This window comes from Pseudoalteromonas sp. S408 (assembly GCF_005886645.1).
Classification (GTDB): Bacteria; Pseudomonadota; Gammaproteobacteria; order Enterobacterales; family Alteromonadaceae; genus Pseudoalteromonas.
The window spans coordinates 1-15,636 of sequence record NZ_PNDY01000010.1 but is presented as its reverse complement, the minus strand read 5'-3'; the positions used below and the strand labels follow the sequence as shown (position 1 = coordinate 15,636).

Annotated in this window: 14 protein-coding genes; 13 read left to right on the top strand and 1 reads right to left on the bottom strand. The window is 34.0% G+C overall.

The features are described from left to right. The 12 genes from fcl (at window position 1) to wecA (ending at window position 13,120) form a co-directional block, all read left to right on the top strand. Entirely contained in the window at window positions 1-972 is a 972-nt protein-coding gene (gene fcl, locus CWB62_RS09470; RefSeq protein ID WP_138528569.1) for a GDP-L-fucose synthase, read from the top strand. 9 nt (window positions 973-981) lie between these two features. Next, window positions 982-2,301, top strand: coding sequence for a flippase (locus tag CWB62_RS09465; protein ID WP_138528567.1), 1,320 nt, complete (start codon window positions 982-984; stop codon window positions 2,299-2,301). Window positions 2,302-2,316: 15 nt separating this feature from the next. After that, window positions 2,317-3,630 (top strand): hypothetical protein, encoded by a 1,314-nt coding sequence (locus CWB62_RS09460; protein ID WP_138528565.1) that lies wholly within the window; start codon window positions 2,317-2,319, stop codon window positions 3,628-3,630. 7 nt (window positions 3,631-3,637) lie between these two features. Beyond that, the gene (locus tag CWB62_RS09455) at window positions 3,638-4,534 is read left to right on the top strand and encodes a ParB N-terminal domain-containing protein (protein ID WP_138528563.1); all 897 of its coding nucleotides are present in this window, start codon (window positions 3,638-3,640) and stop codon (window positions 4,532-4,534) included. Then, the gene (locus CWB62_RS09450) at window positions 4,521-5,792 is read left to right on the top strand and encodes a glycosyltransferase family 4 protein (protein ID WP_138528561.1); all 1,272 of its coding nucleotides are present in this window, start codon (window positions 4,521-4,523) and stop codon (window positions 5,790-5,792) included. The genes CWB62_RS09455 and CWB62_RS09450 overlap by 14 nt, the downstream gene beginning before the upstream one ends. Continuing rightward, window positions 5,776-6,705, top strand: coding sequence for a glycosyltransferase family 2 protein (locus CWB62_RS09445; RefSeq protein ID WP_138528559.1), 930 nt, complete (start codon window positions 5,776-5,778; stop codon window positions 6,703-6,705). Before CWB62_RS09450 ends, CWB62_RS09445 begins: the two co-directional genes overlap by 17 nt. Next, window positions 6,702-7,667, top strand: a complete 966-nt coding sequence (locus CWB62_RS09440) for an acyltransferase family protein (protein ID WP_138528557.1) — start codon at window positions 6,702-6,704, stop codon at window positions 7,665-7,667. The genes CWB62_RS09445 and CWB62_RS09440 overlap by 4 nt, the downstream gene beginning before the upstream one ends. Next, entirely contained in the window at window positions 7,660-8,694 is a 1,035-nt protein-coding gene (locus CWB62_RS09435; RefSeq protein ID WP_138528555.1) for a glycosyltransferase, read from the top strand. Before CWB62_RS09440 ends, CWB62_RS09435 begins: the two co-directional genes overlap by 8 nt. Then, the gene (locus CWB62_RS09430) at window positions 8,678-9,892 is read left to right on the top strand and encodes an O-antigen ligase family protein (protein ID WP_138528553.1); all 1,215 of its coding nucleotides are present in this window, start codon (window positions 8,678-8,680) and stop codon (window positions 9,890-9,892) included. The genes CWB62_RS09435 and CWB62_RS09430 overlap by 17 nt, the downstream gene beginning before the upstream one ends. Beyond that, window positions 9,892-11,124 carry a glycosyltransferase gene (locus tag CWB62_RS09425; protein WP_138528552.1) on the top strand — a complete coding sequence of 411 codons (1,233 nt, stop codon included), beginning with the start codon at window positions 9,892-9,894 and terminating at the stop codon, window positions 11,122-11,124. The genes CWB62_RS09430 and CWB62_RS09425 overlap by 1 nt, the downstream gene beginning before the upstream one ends. A gap of 89 nt (window positions 11,125-11,213) precedes the next feature. Further along, window positions 11,214-11,966, top strand: coding sequence for a glycosyltransferase family 2 protein (locus tag CWB62_RS09420; protein WP_138528550.1), 753 nt, complete (start codon window positions 11,214-11,216; stop codon window positions 11,964-11,966). Window positions 11,967-12,049: 83 nt separating this feature from the next. Continuing rightward, window positions 12,050-13,120, top strand: a complete 1,071-nt coding sequence (wecA, locus tag CWB62_RS09415) for a UDP-N-acetylglucosamine--undecaprenyl-phosphate N-acetylglucosaminephosphotransferase (RefSeq protein ID WP_138528548.1) — start codon at window positions 12,050-12,052, stop codon at window positions 13,118-13,120. 245 nt (window positions 13,121-13,365) lie between these two features. Here wecA and CWB62_RS09410 read toward each other — a convergent pair whose 3' ends face one another. Further along, window positions 13,366-14,751 (bottom strand): MBL fold metallo-hydrolase RNA specificity domain-containing protein, encoded by a 1,386-nt coding sequence (locus tag CWB62_RS09410; protein ID WP_138528547.1) that lies wholly within the window; start codon window positions 14,749-14,751, stop codon window positions 13,366-13,368. Window positions 14,752-15,045: 294 nt separating this feature from the next. Here CWB62_RS09410 and rfaH point away from each other — a divergent pair, with 294 nt between their 5' ends. Further along, window positions 15,046-15,531, top strand: a complete 486-nt coding sequence (rfaH, locus tag CWB62_RS09405) for a transcription/translation regulatory transformer protein RfaH (RefSeq protein WP_138528545.1) — start codon at window positions 15,046-15,048, stop codon at window positions 15,529-15,531. The last annotated feature ends 105 nt before the right edge of the window (window positions 15,532-15,636 follow it).

Genomic DNA, 15,636 nt, shown 5'->3' with positions numbered 1-15,636 from the left:
ATGACTGCTTTAACTAAAAATATATTTGTAGCTGGGCATAACGGGATGGTTGGTTCAGCAATAGTTCGTCAATTGCAAAATCAGTCAAATGCCCAGGTTATTACAAAAACTCGTAATGAGCTGGACCTAACTAATCAACAAGCAGTTTTGAATTTTTTTAGAACAGAGAAAATAGATCAGGTCTATTTAGCAGCAGCAAAAGTGGGTGGAATAGTTGCAAATAACTCTTACCCGGCAGAGTTTATCTATGAAAATTTGATGATCGAATGCAACATAATACATAGCGCTCACCAGGCTAATATTCAGCAGTTACTTTTTTTGGGTTCTTCATGTATTTACCCTAAGCTTGCAGAGCAACCAATGTCTGAAACAGCCCTCTTAACAGGTACGCTAGAGGAAACTAATGAGCCTTATGCTATAGCTAAAATTGCAGGTATAAAACTATGTGAAAGCTACAATAGGCAATATGGAAGAGATTACCGGAGTGTGATGCCAACAAACCTCTATGGTCCACATGATAACTTTCATCCAGAAAACAGCCACGTGATCCCCGCATTACTTCGCCGTTTTCATGAAGCAAAGCTTAATAACGACGAGGAAGTTGTGGCGTGGGGCAGCGGCAAACCAATGCGCGAATTTTTATATGTTGACGACATGGCAGCGGCTTCAATTCACGTAATGAATCTAGATAAAAATATCTATGATGAAAATACTCATCCTATGCTTAGCCATATTAACGTTGGTACTGGGGTTGATTGTACTATACGTGAACTAGTAGAAACGGTTGCTAAAGTGGTTGGTTTCGAAGGGACTATTCGTTTTGATACCTCCAAGCCAGATGGCGCGCCTCGTAAACTAATGAATGTTGACAGGCTTAAGTCATTAGGTTGGAAATATTCTGTTCCTTTAGAAGCTGGTTTAGCCAAGTCTTATCAATGGTTTATTGATAACGCTAACGAATATCGAGGCTAAGCTTTCTAAATGGAAAGAGTAAAAAAAATTATCGCTCTTAAAAACTCACCTGGAGCAGTGAGGTATTTAAAAAATACCTCACTGCTTTTAGGTGAAAAGGTTTTTAGAATGGTAACGGGGTTATTTGTTAGCATATGGGTGGCCCGGTACTTAGGACCAGAGCAGTTTGGCTTGCTCAGTTATGCACAGAGTTTTGTTGCATTATTTGCTGTAGTAACGACACTTGGACTTGACGGAATAATCGTCAGGGAATTGGTCAAAAATGATAGTCAAAAGCAAAGAGAAGAACTGCTTGGAACCGCATTTTTACTTAGACTAATTACTAGTATTGTAGTACTTGTCGTATTAACAGTTGTAGTGTTTTTACAGTCGAATGACTATGAAACCAACCTACTTGTAGTGGTTATTGGTTCGACAGTTTTATTTCAAAGTTTTAATGTCATCGATTTTTATTTTCAAAGTAAGGTATTAAGTAAATATGTAGTTTACAGTAATCTAATTAGCCTTATATTGTCATCTTTAATCAAGATTAGTTTAATTTTAAATAACGCTTCATTAATTGCTTTTGCTTATGTAATTTTATTTGATAGTTTAATTCTAATGCTGGGGCTTATTTTTTACTATCTACAAAACAAACTCAAAATATCCTCTTGGACATTCAATTTAAAACTAGCGAAAATCTTAATTAAGGATAGCTGGCCATTAATAATTAGTTCGATTGTAGTAACTATCTACATGAAAATAGATATAATTATGCTTAAAGAGTTATTAGGAGAGCAACAAGTAGGTTTATACTCTGCATCTAGTAGAATTAGTGAGTTATGGTACTTTATTCCAGTTATTGTTACATCATCATTTTTCCCAGCGATCCTAAATGCAAAAAATACGAGTACTGAACTTTATAATAATAGAGTTAAAAACCTATACCGACTTTTAATATGGGCAGCAATCATTCTGTCTATCTTTGTAAATATAGTAGCCCACGATCTAATTGCATTTCTTTATGGTACAGGTTACGAGGGGTCTTCACAGATATTAATCGTACAAATTTGGAGTAGTATTTTTATTGCTCTGATGATGGTTAGCAACAAATGGTTATTAGCTGAAAATAAAACGAAATTCATTTTTGTTCGAGGGACAGTCGGGGCTGTTATTAACGTAATACTTAACTACATTTATATACCTATTTATGGGGTTCAAGCTGCAGCATATACTTCATTGATAACGTTAATATTCTCATCATTAGTTATCGATTTGTTTACTCCTACAACAAGAAAGCATTTACTTATAAAGTTAGCTGCTTTTGTACCTTTGTATAGAAAAATTTAGAAGTGATTTTTTAGAATGAAAGCGAATTTGAAAGATTTTAAATATAAAAATTTAACATATAGTTACAATAATAACTTGAATAAATTCGAAAGTAATTATGAAAGGGATTTACAGTTATTTATTATATGGTCAAAAGCAAGAACTAAAGAAGAAGAAATACTTCAAGATTTAGACCAAAATTTTAACATTATAGCCTGTATTGATAATACTTGGTCGGAAAAACATTTAGATGATAATTTTCATCGAATTTATGATGTTGCTCCTACCGGCGGTAAAGCTGGGAAGCGTGAGGAAGTTGGAGACGGTGCTTTTGTTGTGGTTGTTATTGAAGATCTAGAACCTAAATATGAATATAGATCGGATGCTTCCGGTCGCTTCAAGATAGTAAATGCTAATGTTGTAGATAAAAAAAGATTATTTAGAAAGTGGGTAGGGGGAAGCTATATGGTTCATTCTACCGATAATTTAATGGAGTTTTTTAACAACGCAGTTTTACTTTTTGGTAAAGATACCGCCTTACAATTATTAGGTCAGCCCGCACGCAATAATAAATGCTTAAAGACTAATAACGATTTAGTAGGTGCAAGTGGTTGGAATAGTTGTGAGGAACTATTCGAAGTGCTTAATTTAACTACTGAATATGTTGTTTTACGTGGAGCAGATAAGCTACAAGATACAGTTAAAACACTCAGCGGTGATGTTGATATATTATGCTCAAATATAGGCGAATTCACGGCTGCCGCAAATGCAGTAAATATTTGGAATTCAAAAAACTTTTATCATGTAAATGTTGATGGTAAAAATGTTCTTTTTGATATTAGGTATGTTGGAGATGGTTATTTCGATGAGAAATGGCAAAAGGATATATTAGATAAGAAAGTTATGAATCATGAAGGTATTTATACACCAAGGGTAGATGATTATTTTTTCTCACATTTATATCATGCTTATGTGCATAAGCCCTATTTTTATAAGAAATATATGGAGCGATTAACAGGCTTATCGGAAAAAATTGGTATTAAAAACTTTAAGACTGAGTTTAACAATACTCCTACTTATATCTTAGATATGCTTAGAGGGTATTTAGCTGCTCATAATTACGATGCTTCGATACCGAATGATGAAAAAGTTTATCTGAACATTAAGTTTTTATCTCGATTAAAAAAAATTAACTATGTGAGGTTATATCTCAGGGTCTTTAAAGTTAAAGTAAAAGGTTTCCCAGAGAAAGTACTTTCGTTTATCAAACGATTGCTGAAGAAGAATGATACATTATTTAATGTGTTGTTTAATATAAGAGCTAAATTTAATAAATTAATTAATAGATAGGTGAATAGTGTTAAAAAGTATCAAGGCCCTGCTAGTTAATATATTAAATTATTTTGGTTATACAATAACCAAATCTATATATAGCCAGCCTGTTGATTTAAGAATGATTAATAACAACCCTAAAGCATTAGGGTATTATACCCGAACCGATAAACAGGTATTAATTGAGGTGGATTTTATCAACGGACGAGGCTTGGAAAAATATTCCTTAGCTAGTAATTCAAAACATCCCTTTATAGTCGCGACTAAAGCTGCAATTAGCTCTGATGATTATCAGAAAGCACTAAAAACGACGCTTACCGGTTATTATGACTTGGTGCAACCCTTAACCGCTTCATCGTGGTTGGGCTTTGATGAAGGCGAAGTTGAAGCATTAGATAACCAACCTCCTTGGTTAACTTTACTTCCCTGGGAAAACACATCTTTAGAACAGAAAAACCAGGGCAGAGCCTCTTGCGCAAGTCAAGATAGTGAAGAGCACGGATCAAAGTTAAATATAAATAAAGGTTGGCGAGATTTTGGGCCTGTATCAGAAGAGGTTCTAGATCTTGAAGTTAAAAGGCTACATTCGCTGATTTTATCAATAGAGGAAAACGGTATACTTAGAGATGATTCAGAGGGAGGGGATATTGGTGCGGTTGTACTAATGAACGAAAACTCTGATTATCGCTGGTTGGTTGAATGGGGCGGCCAACACCGCGCAGCAGTAATCTCGGCTATGGGATATAAAAATACTACCATTCGTGTTTGGCAAGTTATTGAAAGGAAAGATGTTGAACTGTGGCCTAATGTTGTATCAGGAGTTTACTCTAAAGAGTCGGCTTTAAAAATATTCGATCGGATATTTTCAGGAATATCTACTTCAAAAGTAACACAAAGCTGGGAAGATCATGAAACAAACTAGCCCTGTAAAAGTACTACATGTCAGTACGCTTGATACTCAGGGCGGTGCAGCTAGGGCTACATACAGGCTTCATAGTGCTTTAAAAGCTAATAATGTAGATAGTAAATTATTAGTCCAAAATAAGAGTTCTGATGACCCATATGTTATTACAGAAACTGGAATTACAAAAAAAATAATAAATAGATTACGGCCAACATTAGATAGCATACCTGTAAAATTTTATAAAAATAGGGGAGAAAGTTTATTTAGCCCTGCTTACTTACCATTTAGTAATATCGCAAAAAAAATTAATGGAATAAATCCCGATATAGTGCATTTACACTGGGTTTGCCATGGCATGATTAAAATTGAAGACCTTAATAAAATAAAGGCACCTATAGTGTGGACGTTGCACGATAATTGGGCTTTTACAGGAGGGTGCCATATCATGTGGGAGTGTAAAAAATATCAAGATGCTTGTGGGTGTTGTCCAAGGTTAGGCAGTGATAGCGAAAAGGATCTAAGCCGAAGAGTATTCAACAGAAAGAGTAGAGCGTTCCCTAAGGTTAAACATTTAACGGTTGTGGGTGTAAGCAGTTGGTTAGCTGAATGTGCAAAAAGAAGCCCTCTTTTTAAAAACCGAAACATAGTAAACTTACCAAATCCGTTAAACACGAATAAATTTAAACCTTTCGATAAAAATAAAGCGCGAGAGCTTTGGAATTTACCTAAAGATAAAAAGTTAATACTATTTGGAGCAAATAGCGCTACAGCGGATTTAAATAAAGGTTTTAAAGAGTTATGTAGTGCGTTAAGAAAGCTTAAAAGTGATGATATAGAGCTTGTAATATTTGGAAGTAGTGAGCCTGAGCAATCTCAAAATCTCGGCTTTGCGGCTAATTATTTAGGACACGTTTTTGATGATGTGAGTTTACTTACAATATACAGCGCAGCGGATGTAATGATAGTGCCTAGTTTACAAGAAGCATTTGGGCAGACTGCTAGTGAGTCAATGGCGTGTGGCACTCCCGTAGTTGCTTTTGGACATACAGGCTTATTAGATATTATTGATCATAAAGAAAACGGCTACCTTGCAACACCTATAGATTCAGATGACTTAGCGAAAGGTATTGATTGGGTGCTTAATGTTGAAGCCGATATATACGAAAAGTTATGTCTAAGTGCAAGAAACAAAGTTATAAATGAATTTGACAATGAAGTCGTAGCTAAAAAGTATATAAAGCTTTATGAAAAGGTTATAAATGAAACACACCAATAAAGATAATAAGCAGTATTCAACTGTACAAAATATTACAGATAGAATTAATAAAGAACGATTTTTTGATTCTAGTAAACTATCTGATAGTTATACACTTTTAGATTACGATGAAAAAAAATCCTCCCATGGGGGCATAAGGCTTCAAGGTCAGTTTAAATCTAATGATAAACAACCATTAATCACAATTATTACAGCAGTATATAATGGGGATAAATATTTAGAAGAAATGATTTTGAGTGTTTTAAACCAGAAGTATAATAATGTAGAGCTAATTATTATTGATGGTGGTAGTACTGATGGAACATTGAGAATATTAGAGAAATATAACGCTCAAATTGATTATTGGCTTAGTGAACCCGATAAAGGGATTAGTGATGCTTTTAATAAAGCCATATTATTAGCAAGCGGCGATTACATAAACTTTCAAGGCGATGGCGATGGGTTTTATGACATCGATGTATTGGAAAGGCTTTTTGCTGAAAAAAAACATAGATCAGATTTGATAAGTGGTTTAATTGAACGTATAGATGAAAATGGTAAAAGGCTATATGTTTCAAAGTATACAAAAAAATTTAACAAACGTTCATTGTTAACTCGAATGTCTTTACCCCATCAGGGGTTGTTTACAAGTATGGATTTTTTTAGAACATTTGGTTTATTTGATATAACAAACAAATACTGTATGGATTATGAGCACCTATTGCGTGCATACCATGATTTTCCAGAAGTTGAGACTAATAACTTAATAATAGCTAAGTGGCGTGCTGACGGTCTAGGTAATAATCAAGAATTAAAGATATTTAAAGAATACCATAAAATAAAAGTTGATAATAATGTAACAAACACTATGCATTTACATGCCTTAAATATTTGGACTTTAACAAAGTATTATATTAAAAAGATTTTCCTATGAAGGATAAGTTAAACTGGGTATTTTCGCTTAAGTTTGTAGGGATAATTGCTGTTGTATTAGGCCATTTTTCTAGTCCCTTTAGCGAGTTTATATATTCATGGCATATGCCTTTGTTTTTTATGCTTTCTGGTTTTTTCATAACTGTCACTGCTCCATTAAATTATTTAGTGAAAAAAGACTTTAATCGGCTGATGGTGCCATATTTTATATTTTCTTTTATTGCTCTAATAATCACAGCTTTAAAGTTGTTTTTACTTGGCAGACCCCAGCTGAATTATGTGAACGAGGTTCTCTCTATAATATTTTGGATGGACTATGAACATTTAAAAAACACCTATGGGTTTGCCTTATGGTTCTTACCTGCGCTGTTTTTAGGTCGTATATTTTATTACCTAGTTGAGAAGGTTTCTAAAAATAAAGTCTTGCAGTTAATTATATATGCTAGCTTGTTTTTATTAAGCTTTAAACTGAACCTTCCATTGGGTATTACAAATGGATTGAATTGCGTTATTTGGATTTTTATAGGTAAAGTTATATTTAACAATTTAGCAGATGATTGGCTTTGTAAAATTAAGAGTTCAGTTGCTTTAATATTATCCTTTGGGGTTATATTTAGCATATATTACTTGAATAAAGTGCCTATTTTGGATATGTCATTACTTAAATATAGTGATGTTATCTTAAATCTTATATGGGCCGTATCTATATTGATTTTTTTAGTTATTTTTTTTAAGAGCTTTTTTAGAGATTTTCAAGATAAGAGCGTTATAAAAATGTGGGCTGCAGGTACTATGCTTTTATTTATAACCCATCCTTACACAAATAATATCGCGTATTTGGTAGCTCAAAAAGTAGGCTTTGATTTTTGGTTTGTTAAATTATTTATTACACTTAGTATTCTTCACCTTTTACTGCTTATAAAAGAGCGAAACAAGAATTGGTTTATATTTAAATATGTATGATTACGTAATTGTTACTCATCTACCCGCTTTTTATAAAGTTAATTTATATAATGAAATTGGCAAAGACTCTAAAATTTTTGTGATATTTATTGCTGGAGAAACAAATGAAAAGCGATTTTCAAATTTTTCTAAAATTAATAAAGTTAATTTTGATTACACAGTAATAAATAGTGGCAGCTTTCAAAAACGCTGTAAGTTTAAGAGCTTAATTGATGTTGTTAAACTATTGTTTTCTATAAATTATAATAAAATAATAGTTAGTGGTTGGGATTTGCCCGAGTTTTGGATAACAGTACTATTAAGCAAGTATAATAAAAACTGCTTGGCGTTAGAGTCAACTGTTTTAGAAAGTAATACTAATGGTATTAGAGGGGTGGTTAAAAAGCTTTTCTTATCACGAGTAAGTACTGTTTTCGCATCAGGAGCTTTACATGTTCAATTATTAAACAAGCTCGCTTGCTCCTCTTCTATTAAGGTTACACGAGGTGTGGGGGTGATTAATAAATCTACTCCTAATATCAATCATAAAAGCTATAATAGCCAATTTATATTTATAGGAAGATTGGTCGAGGTAAAAAACTTAGAGCTATTAATAAGTGTGTTTAACCAATTGCCCAATAGCTCACTTACAATTGTAGGTGAAGGTGAACTTGAGAGCACCTTAAGGGAAAAATCTAACGATAATATCAATTTTTTACATTCAATTGATAATAACAAATTAAATTGTTTATTTAATAAATATGACTTTTTAATACTACCTAGTTTAGCTGAGCCATGGGGCCTAGTTGTAGAAGAGGCTCTATACTTTGGCTTGCCTGTTATAGTTTCAAAACAGTGCGGCTCGTCAGAGTTAATAGAAAATAACGTGAATGGATATATATTTGATGCACATAATGGTGAACAATTAAAGGATATAATTAATAGTGTAAATGTGAAAAGCTATTTTGAATTACAAAATAATATAGATGAAAACTTCATCAACAATAAAGATCTTTTACAAGTTAAAGCTTATGAAGTTAAACAGTAATGTCGACGTAGACTATAAAAAAAGAGACTTTTTTATAGTTCTTTTTAGTGTACTTTTATCTAAATCTTTATTTTACGAGAATTTTGGCAATAACTTACTGTTAGGTGCTTTTTTAGGGTATTTGATACTAATAATTAAACCATTAAAGCTAACTTTAAAGAAAAACATTGTTATTTATATGCTTTTTTTTATAACTTTAATAACTATTAATCAAGAAACAAAACTAAGTTCAGTGATTGTACTTCTAATTAGATTTAGTATTGCCTTATATATTGTCCATTTAATGAGCTTTAAGATTTTTGCCGATGTTTATATAAAAATAATGTACTGGGTCTGCTTGATTTCATTGCTGTATATTTTTGTTATCTTTTTTGATATTCACTCTATTTTACCAAATTTTATTGGTACAGATGAACGGCCACTTCGAAATTTTTTATTTTTTGGTGTTTCTGAGAATTTTATTAAATACGGTATTTATCGTAATAGCGGCCTTTGGTGGGAGCCTGGTGCGTATCAAATATTTGTAAATTTAGCGTTTGTTTTTGCTTTAGTTAGACGCAATATTACCTTAAAGCTTTATATAGTGCTTGGTGTAACAATAATTAGTACTGTATCAACTACCGGCATACTCGTATTTATGATGCTTAGCTTGATTTATTGGAAAGGTGCTATTAGAGAAAGCAAAAATAAGATATTTTATATTTCGATTTTTAGTGTTTTTTCTGTTGTTGTAATTGTTGTTGGTTTACCATTTATACTTTTAAAGTTTGGAGGGGGCGATGTAGCTCAAAAGAGTGTTTCTTTCTTATCTAGGTACTATGACTTTATTATTAGCTATAATATGTTTTTAGAAAACCCAATTATAGGCTATGGGTTCGGTAGCCAGATAGAAAATGCCATACCTTATGGCATGAAATTAATGGGACGCATCGAATATGAGTTAATTAAGCCTACAGGGTCAGATGGCTTAACTATGCTAATTGCACAATGCGGAGTTATTACTATAGCGTTAATTAAACCTCTAATATATCCTAAATATACATCTGGTTTAAGCTTTTCTGAACGTATAATAATCTGCATTAGTTTTATAATAATGTTTAACACACAAAATTTTGTATATTTTTTAATTTTTTCCTTGTTATGTTTTTATGGAATGATAAGCATGCAAGTGAAAGAAACACATCTAAAAGTTAAATAATGAAAATCACATTTATAGGTTTCACTAACATTCGTGGCGGAGCAGCCAAAGCTGCAGTTCGTTTTCAAAAGTTATTAGAAAATAGCGGTCATAAAGCTTTATTTTACTCAATAGAAAACAATGAGAAGAAACTTCCATTTTTTAGTAAAATAACACATCGTTTTTTTTGGGTGTTATCTCACCTTTTACAGTACAATTTAAAAAGTAAACACTCACTCAATATATTTGGTAGTCGCTATATAAAAAATAAGGTAATAAATGCTGAGCTTTTACACGTTCATTGGATAAATAACGAAACATTAAGCATTCGTGATTTTAAATATTTATCTGGGAAAAGTGTAATTACACTGCATGACGAGTGGTTTTATTCTGCAACAGAACATTATAACAACACTGAGGCTTGTTATAAGCAAGTTGTAGAAGGGTACAACAAACAAAGCATTCTCCAAGGTAGGGAGTGTTTATCTCGGTTTATTTGGAAGCACAAGAAAAAGCATTACCAGGGGCTAAATAACGTTATTTTTACGGTACCTTCATCTTGGTTAAAAGGGCGCGCTCAGCAAAGTGCCTTATTACGTGATAGAGATATACGAGTATTACCTAATCCAATCGACATTAATGTTTTTAAACATGATACATCTAACTTTAATATTGACGACCTAAAGCACGATGACTTTGTTATTACGTTTGGTGCTGTAGACGGGTCAGCAAATTTAGTAAAGGGTTTTGATTTATTACTGTCTGCTTTAGAGCTTTTTGCTGCTTCAGTTGATCTTAAGCGCAAAATTAAGATAGTTACTTTTGGAGGTAAAGATCAGCATAAAAGCAGTGTGTTTGGTATTCAATCAATAGAACTTGGGCATATTTACTCTGAGGCTGCTTTAGCCAGTATTTACTCTTTGTCCTCTATTGTTATTGTTCCTTCTAGACTTGAGTCGTTTGGACAGGTAGCGGCAGAAAGTCTTAGCTGCGAGACCCCCGTTTTGGCTTTTAATTGTACTGGCCTTACTGATGTAATTATACATAAAAAAAATGGTTATTTGGCTAACCCTTTTGAAATTGAATCTTTAGCAGAGGGAATAAATTGGTTCTATCAACTTACTAATGCACAACTTGCGGGGCTTGGTAAAGCAGGAAGGGCTCATGTTACCGACAGATTTAGCAATGAGGTAATAAGTAAACAATTAGTTGCAATATATAAAGAGCTTAGTAGTGAAAACAATATAGCTTAAACTAATTACCCACATAACTAATTAAATAAAGAATGCAACATAACATTAAGGTGTATTTTTTAACAAATACGCCTTAAGCTCGAGGATTTATGAAAGTAAGCATAATAACAGCCACATATAATAGTGAGGCTACAATACTAGATACAATACGCTCATTGGAGTCGCAAACATATAAGAATATAGAGTATATTATCGTTGATGGTTTATCTTCAGACAGCACAATTGAGCTTATTAAAAGCAATAAAGCATTGGAGCCTAAGATTATCCAAGAGGCAGACAGTGGTATCTACGATGCTTTAAATAAGGGAATTGATAACGCAACAGGAGATATTATAGGTTTTTTACACTCAGATGATTTATTTGGGTACCCCAATGCAGTAAAAGATATTGTAGATCAATTTCAAAAATCTGACTATGCAGCTGTTTATGCAGACCTAGAGTATGTCTCAAAAAATGACCTTACTTCAATAGTACGTTATTGGAAGTCTGGTCCATTTAAAAAAACTAAATTAAAGTATGGTTGGATGCCCCCACACCCGACTTTCTATATGAAGAGAAGCTTATATCAACAGTTAGGGAAATTTGACTTAAATTTTAAAATTTCTGCAGATTACGATTCTATATTAAGGTATCTGTGGGTAAGCAACATTAAAGTGGGCTACCTCGATAAAGTGGTAATAAAAATGCGTGTTGGTGGAGCTAGTAACAACAGCCTTAAAAGTATATTACAAAAAAGCAAAGAAGATAGAATTGCGCTTAAAAAGAGCAAAATTTTTTGGCCAATTGCATTACTTTTTAAAAATTTAACTAAAATCCCCCAATTTTTAAAAAAGACAAAATGAGTAAGCTGAGTTAGGTTCGTTTATTTTAGGCAATTCTTCTAAAGGAAACTCAGCACGTAAATTATTTTTCAAGGTAACTTTTCATGATTATTGACCTTCTTCTCACATTTATTATCGCTTTCGCAATGCTTTTTCTTATGCGTAAAGTAGCACGTAATATAGGCCTTGTTGACAAACCCTCAGGGCGCAAAGCGCACACAGGGAATATACCTTTAGTGGGTGGCGTAGCAATATGTATAACAATTGTTCATTACATATACAATCATCCGGGTATGATAAATCACGATAACTTATTCATGCTTTGTATTATTGCATTAACTTCAATTGGCGTACTTGACGATAAGTATGACTTAAGCGTTAAGTTTAGAATTGCAGTACAAACGGGCATATCACTAGTTATGATTTATTTTGCTAATGCGCAAATGCAAACATTAGGTAATATGTTTGGAATGGGAGAGGTTATTCTACACTGGGCTGCGCCTATTGTTACTATTTTTGCAGTCATAGGGTGTATTAATGCATTTAATATGGTTGATGGAATCGACGGGCTATTAGGCGGTTTGTCTATAGTTACGTTTGGGAGCCTTGCGATTTTATTATCGTTATCAGGCGAAACAAGACTAAGCTATTTATGTATACTTTTGGTTGTAACCATGATCCCTTACATCATAATTAACCTAGGCTTTTTTGGTCGAGCTCGAAAAGTGTTTATGGGTGATGCGGGCAGCATGATGATTGGGTTTACTGTTATTTGGCTGTTGATTGGTGCCAGTCAAAACCCTGGTAGCCCAATGATCCGCCCTGTAACCGCTTTATGGCTAATTGCGGTGCCATTAATGGATATGGTGGCTATAATGGTGCGACGAATTAAACAAAAAAAATCTCCATTTAAGCCAGACAGAGAACATTTACACCATATTTGTCAACGAATAGGCTGCTCATCAATGCAAACACTAGCGCTGATTTGTTTTATTGCCTCTGTATTCGCAGGCATCGGTATGTTAGGTGAGGTATTTAATATTCCTGAGTACTTCATGTTTTATAGCTTTATTATTGTGTTTAGCGTTTATTTATACGCATTGGCCAATTATTGTAAAGTTATTAACTTTATTAGGCGCAAGCTAGATATGCCAGAGTTAGTTATAGAGCGATAAAGGCACATTTTGATGCTTAATTTAAAATTAAGCATCTATTTTAAATTTTATAAATTCATTTACCTTACAATATATTGATGGCATAACCTCTAAGTTCCCGTTTTAATTTATAAGGGTTTAAGCCCTTATTTCACGCGACCATCTCTTATATCTCTACGAATAATACTTTTGTATAGCTTAGTTTTTACTTTTACGCTTTAGAGTAAGCAGGCCGGCATATCTGCTATAAACTTAATTCACGAATGTTATTCCCCAATTTCAACAACCACTTCACTTCCCAACACCTCTTTATACTTACTGGCTAATGCAGCTTTTGCATCATCGTCGCCATGCACAATTTTTATATGGTTTGGCTTTATACGCATACCCGTTACAAACTTAATTAACCCGTTTTGATCGGCATGCGCACTGTAGCCGCTAATGGTGTGTACTTCGGCATTAATGGTAACGCGAGTATTATTTATAAATACATAACCATTACGTGGCCCGTATTGTTGAATGTCGCGGCCTAACGTGCCTCGCCCTTGGTAGCCCACAAATAAAACATCAGTCGTTTTATCACTCAAAAATCGTTCTAGGTAATTAACTATTCGCCCACCGGTACACATACCGCTAGCGGCTAAAATAATGGCAGGCGTTTGGCGTGTACTTAAGTAATTAATAATGGCTATATGCTCTTTGTGCGTATCAACCGTGGTTAGGTTTTTAAAATCAAGAGGGTGTCGGCCTGTGGCTACTTTTTGCTTTGCTTCGTTATCCCATAAATGCTTAAACTTTTTATATTGGTCAGTAAAGTTTGCCGCCATGGGGGAGTCGAGTATGATGTGAATATCTCGCCATTTTGAATGCTTACCAGAGCTATGTATAAGTTGTTCTAATTCGTAAAGTAGCTCTTGGGTTCGGCCAATACTAAACGCAGGCACCAACACAACTCCATTATCGGCAACCGCGCGCTCTATTACATTTTTAAGTGTTTGGGTACGCTGTTTACGGCCTTGATGGTTTTTATCACCATAGGTAGATTCAATCACTAAAGTGTCGGCTTTATAAGGTGCTTTGGGCGAGGGAAGCAAGGGCGTGTAGGGTGCACCCAAATCACCCGAAAATACAACGCGATGAGTACCATTTGGTTTAGTACCTTGCTTATGATTTTTAATATCAATTTCAACATAAGCCGAGCCTAAAATGTGCCCAGCTCGCTGAAACCGGGCTTTCGCTTTTTGCTGTCCATTGCATGGCAAGTCAAACCACGTTTTAAAATCTACAGGTACAATACGTCGCTTTAGTAGGTTTAAGCAGGCACTTATAATTTTTGGATCGCGTGTAACGCCTACTTTTAGTGCATCTTCTATTACTAGCGGCAATAAACTTGCTGAAGCTTGCGAGGTAAATATGGGCCCTTTAAAACCCGCTGCAAATAAATAGGGAATTCGGCCCACATGATCAATATGGCAATGCGTAACAATAAGCGCGATAACGTGACTAATATCAAACTCTATTGATAAGTCTTCTTTTGAGTCCTCCCCTTGAAACAATCCGCAATCAATAAGTACGCTTGATTGATCATCAATTAAAAGCTCATGGCATGAGCCTGTAACACCATTAACCGCGCCGTGGTGAAGTATATCCATATACATTTACTCTTAAAAACTTGTTAATTACCTAAGGTAGATAACATTTTTGTAATTTGCAAAATATAAAATAAATGCATTGTTTGAATGAAAAGTGAACGGTGACAGTGTGGTAGTCATAAACTTCAACTTTGGTTAAGTAATTGTTACATAAACAATAACAATGTACTTAGGTTATGTAAGTAACCAATAACTTAGCAAGTATATTTACATAGGCATTATACGCTGGCTATAATGGCACTCGATTTAGTTTAATCTTGTGTTTATTGCAATATAGTAAGTAGTAAGGTTGCCATGGAAAGTTGGTATTTAGTAACGTGTAAGCCGCGCCAAGAAGAGCGGGCAAAAGCCAACTTGAATAATCAAGGAATAGAAGCTTTTTACCCCATATTAACCACTGAAAAGCTGGTTAAAGGTCGTCGTACCGTCAAACAAGTCCCTTTATTTCCAAATTACTTATTTGTTTACCTAAACTCAAAAAATGGGTGCTTTGCTGCTGTAAAAAATACCCGCGGTATAGGTGGCTTTGTAACATATGGCGCTAATTACCAGGTTGTACCGCTAGCAATAATTGAACATTTAAATACTCACAATTTACATACGGTTGAATCGCAATTACCTAAACAGGGCGATGCAGTAAGTGTAAATAATAATTCGTTTAAAAATATAGACGCAATATACAAAGAGCCCGACGGCGACCTGCGCAGTATTTTGTTAATTAACTTGCTTAATAAGCAGGTAGAAATGAGCGTAGATAATAAAGATATTGAATTTGGTTAAAGGCTTTGTAGGCGTGTAGCTTACTAGCACGGTGTTTATAAAAATAGGTTATATATCAGTAAGTAGGAACTGCAACCTAGGGGCGGAAGCGTGCCCGAAGGGCTA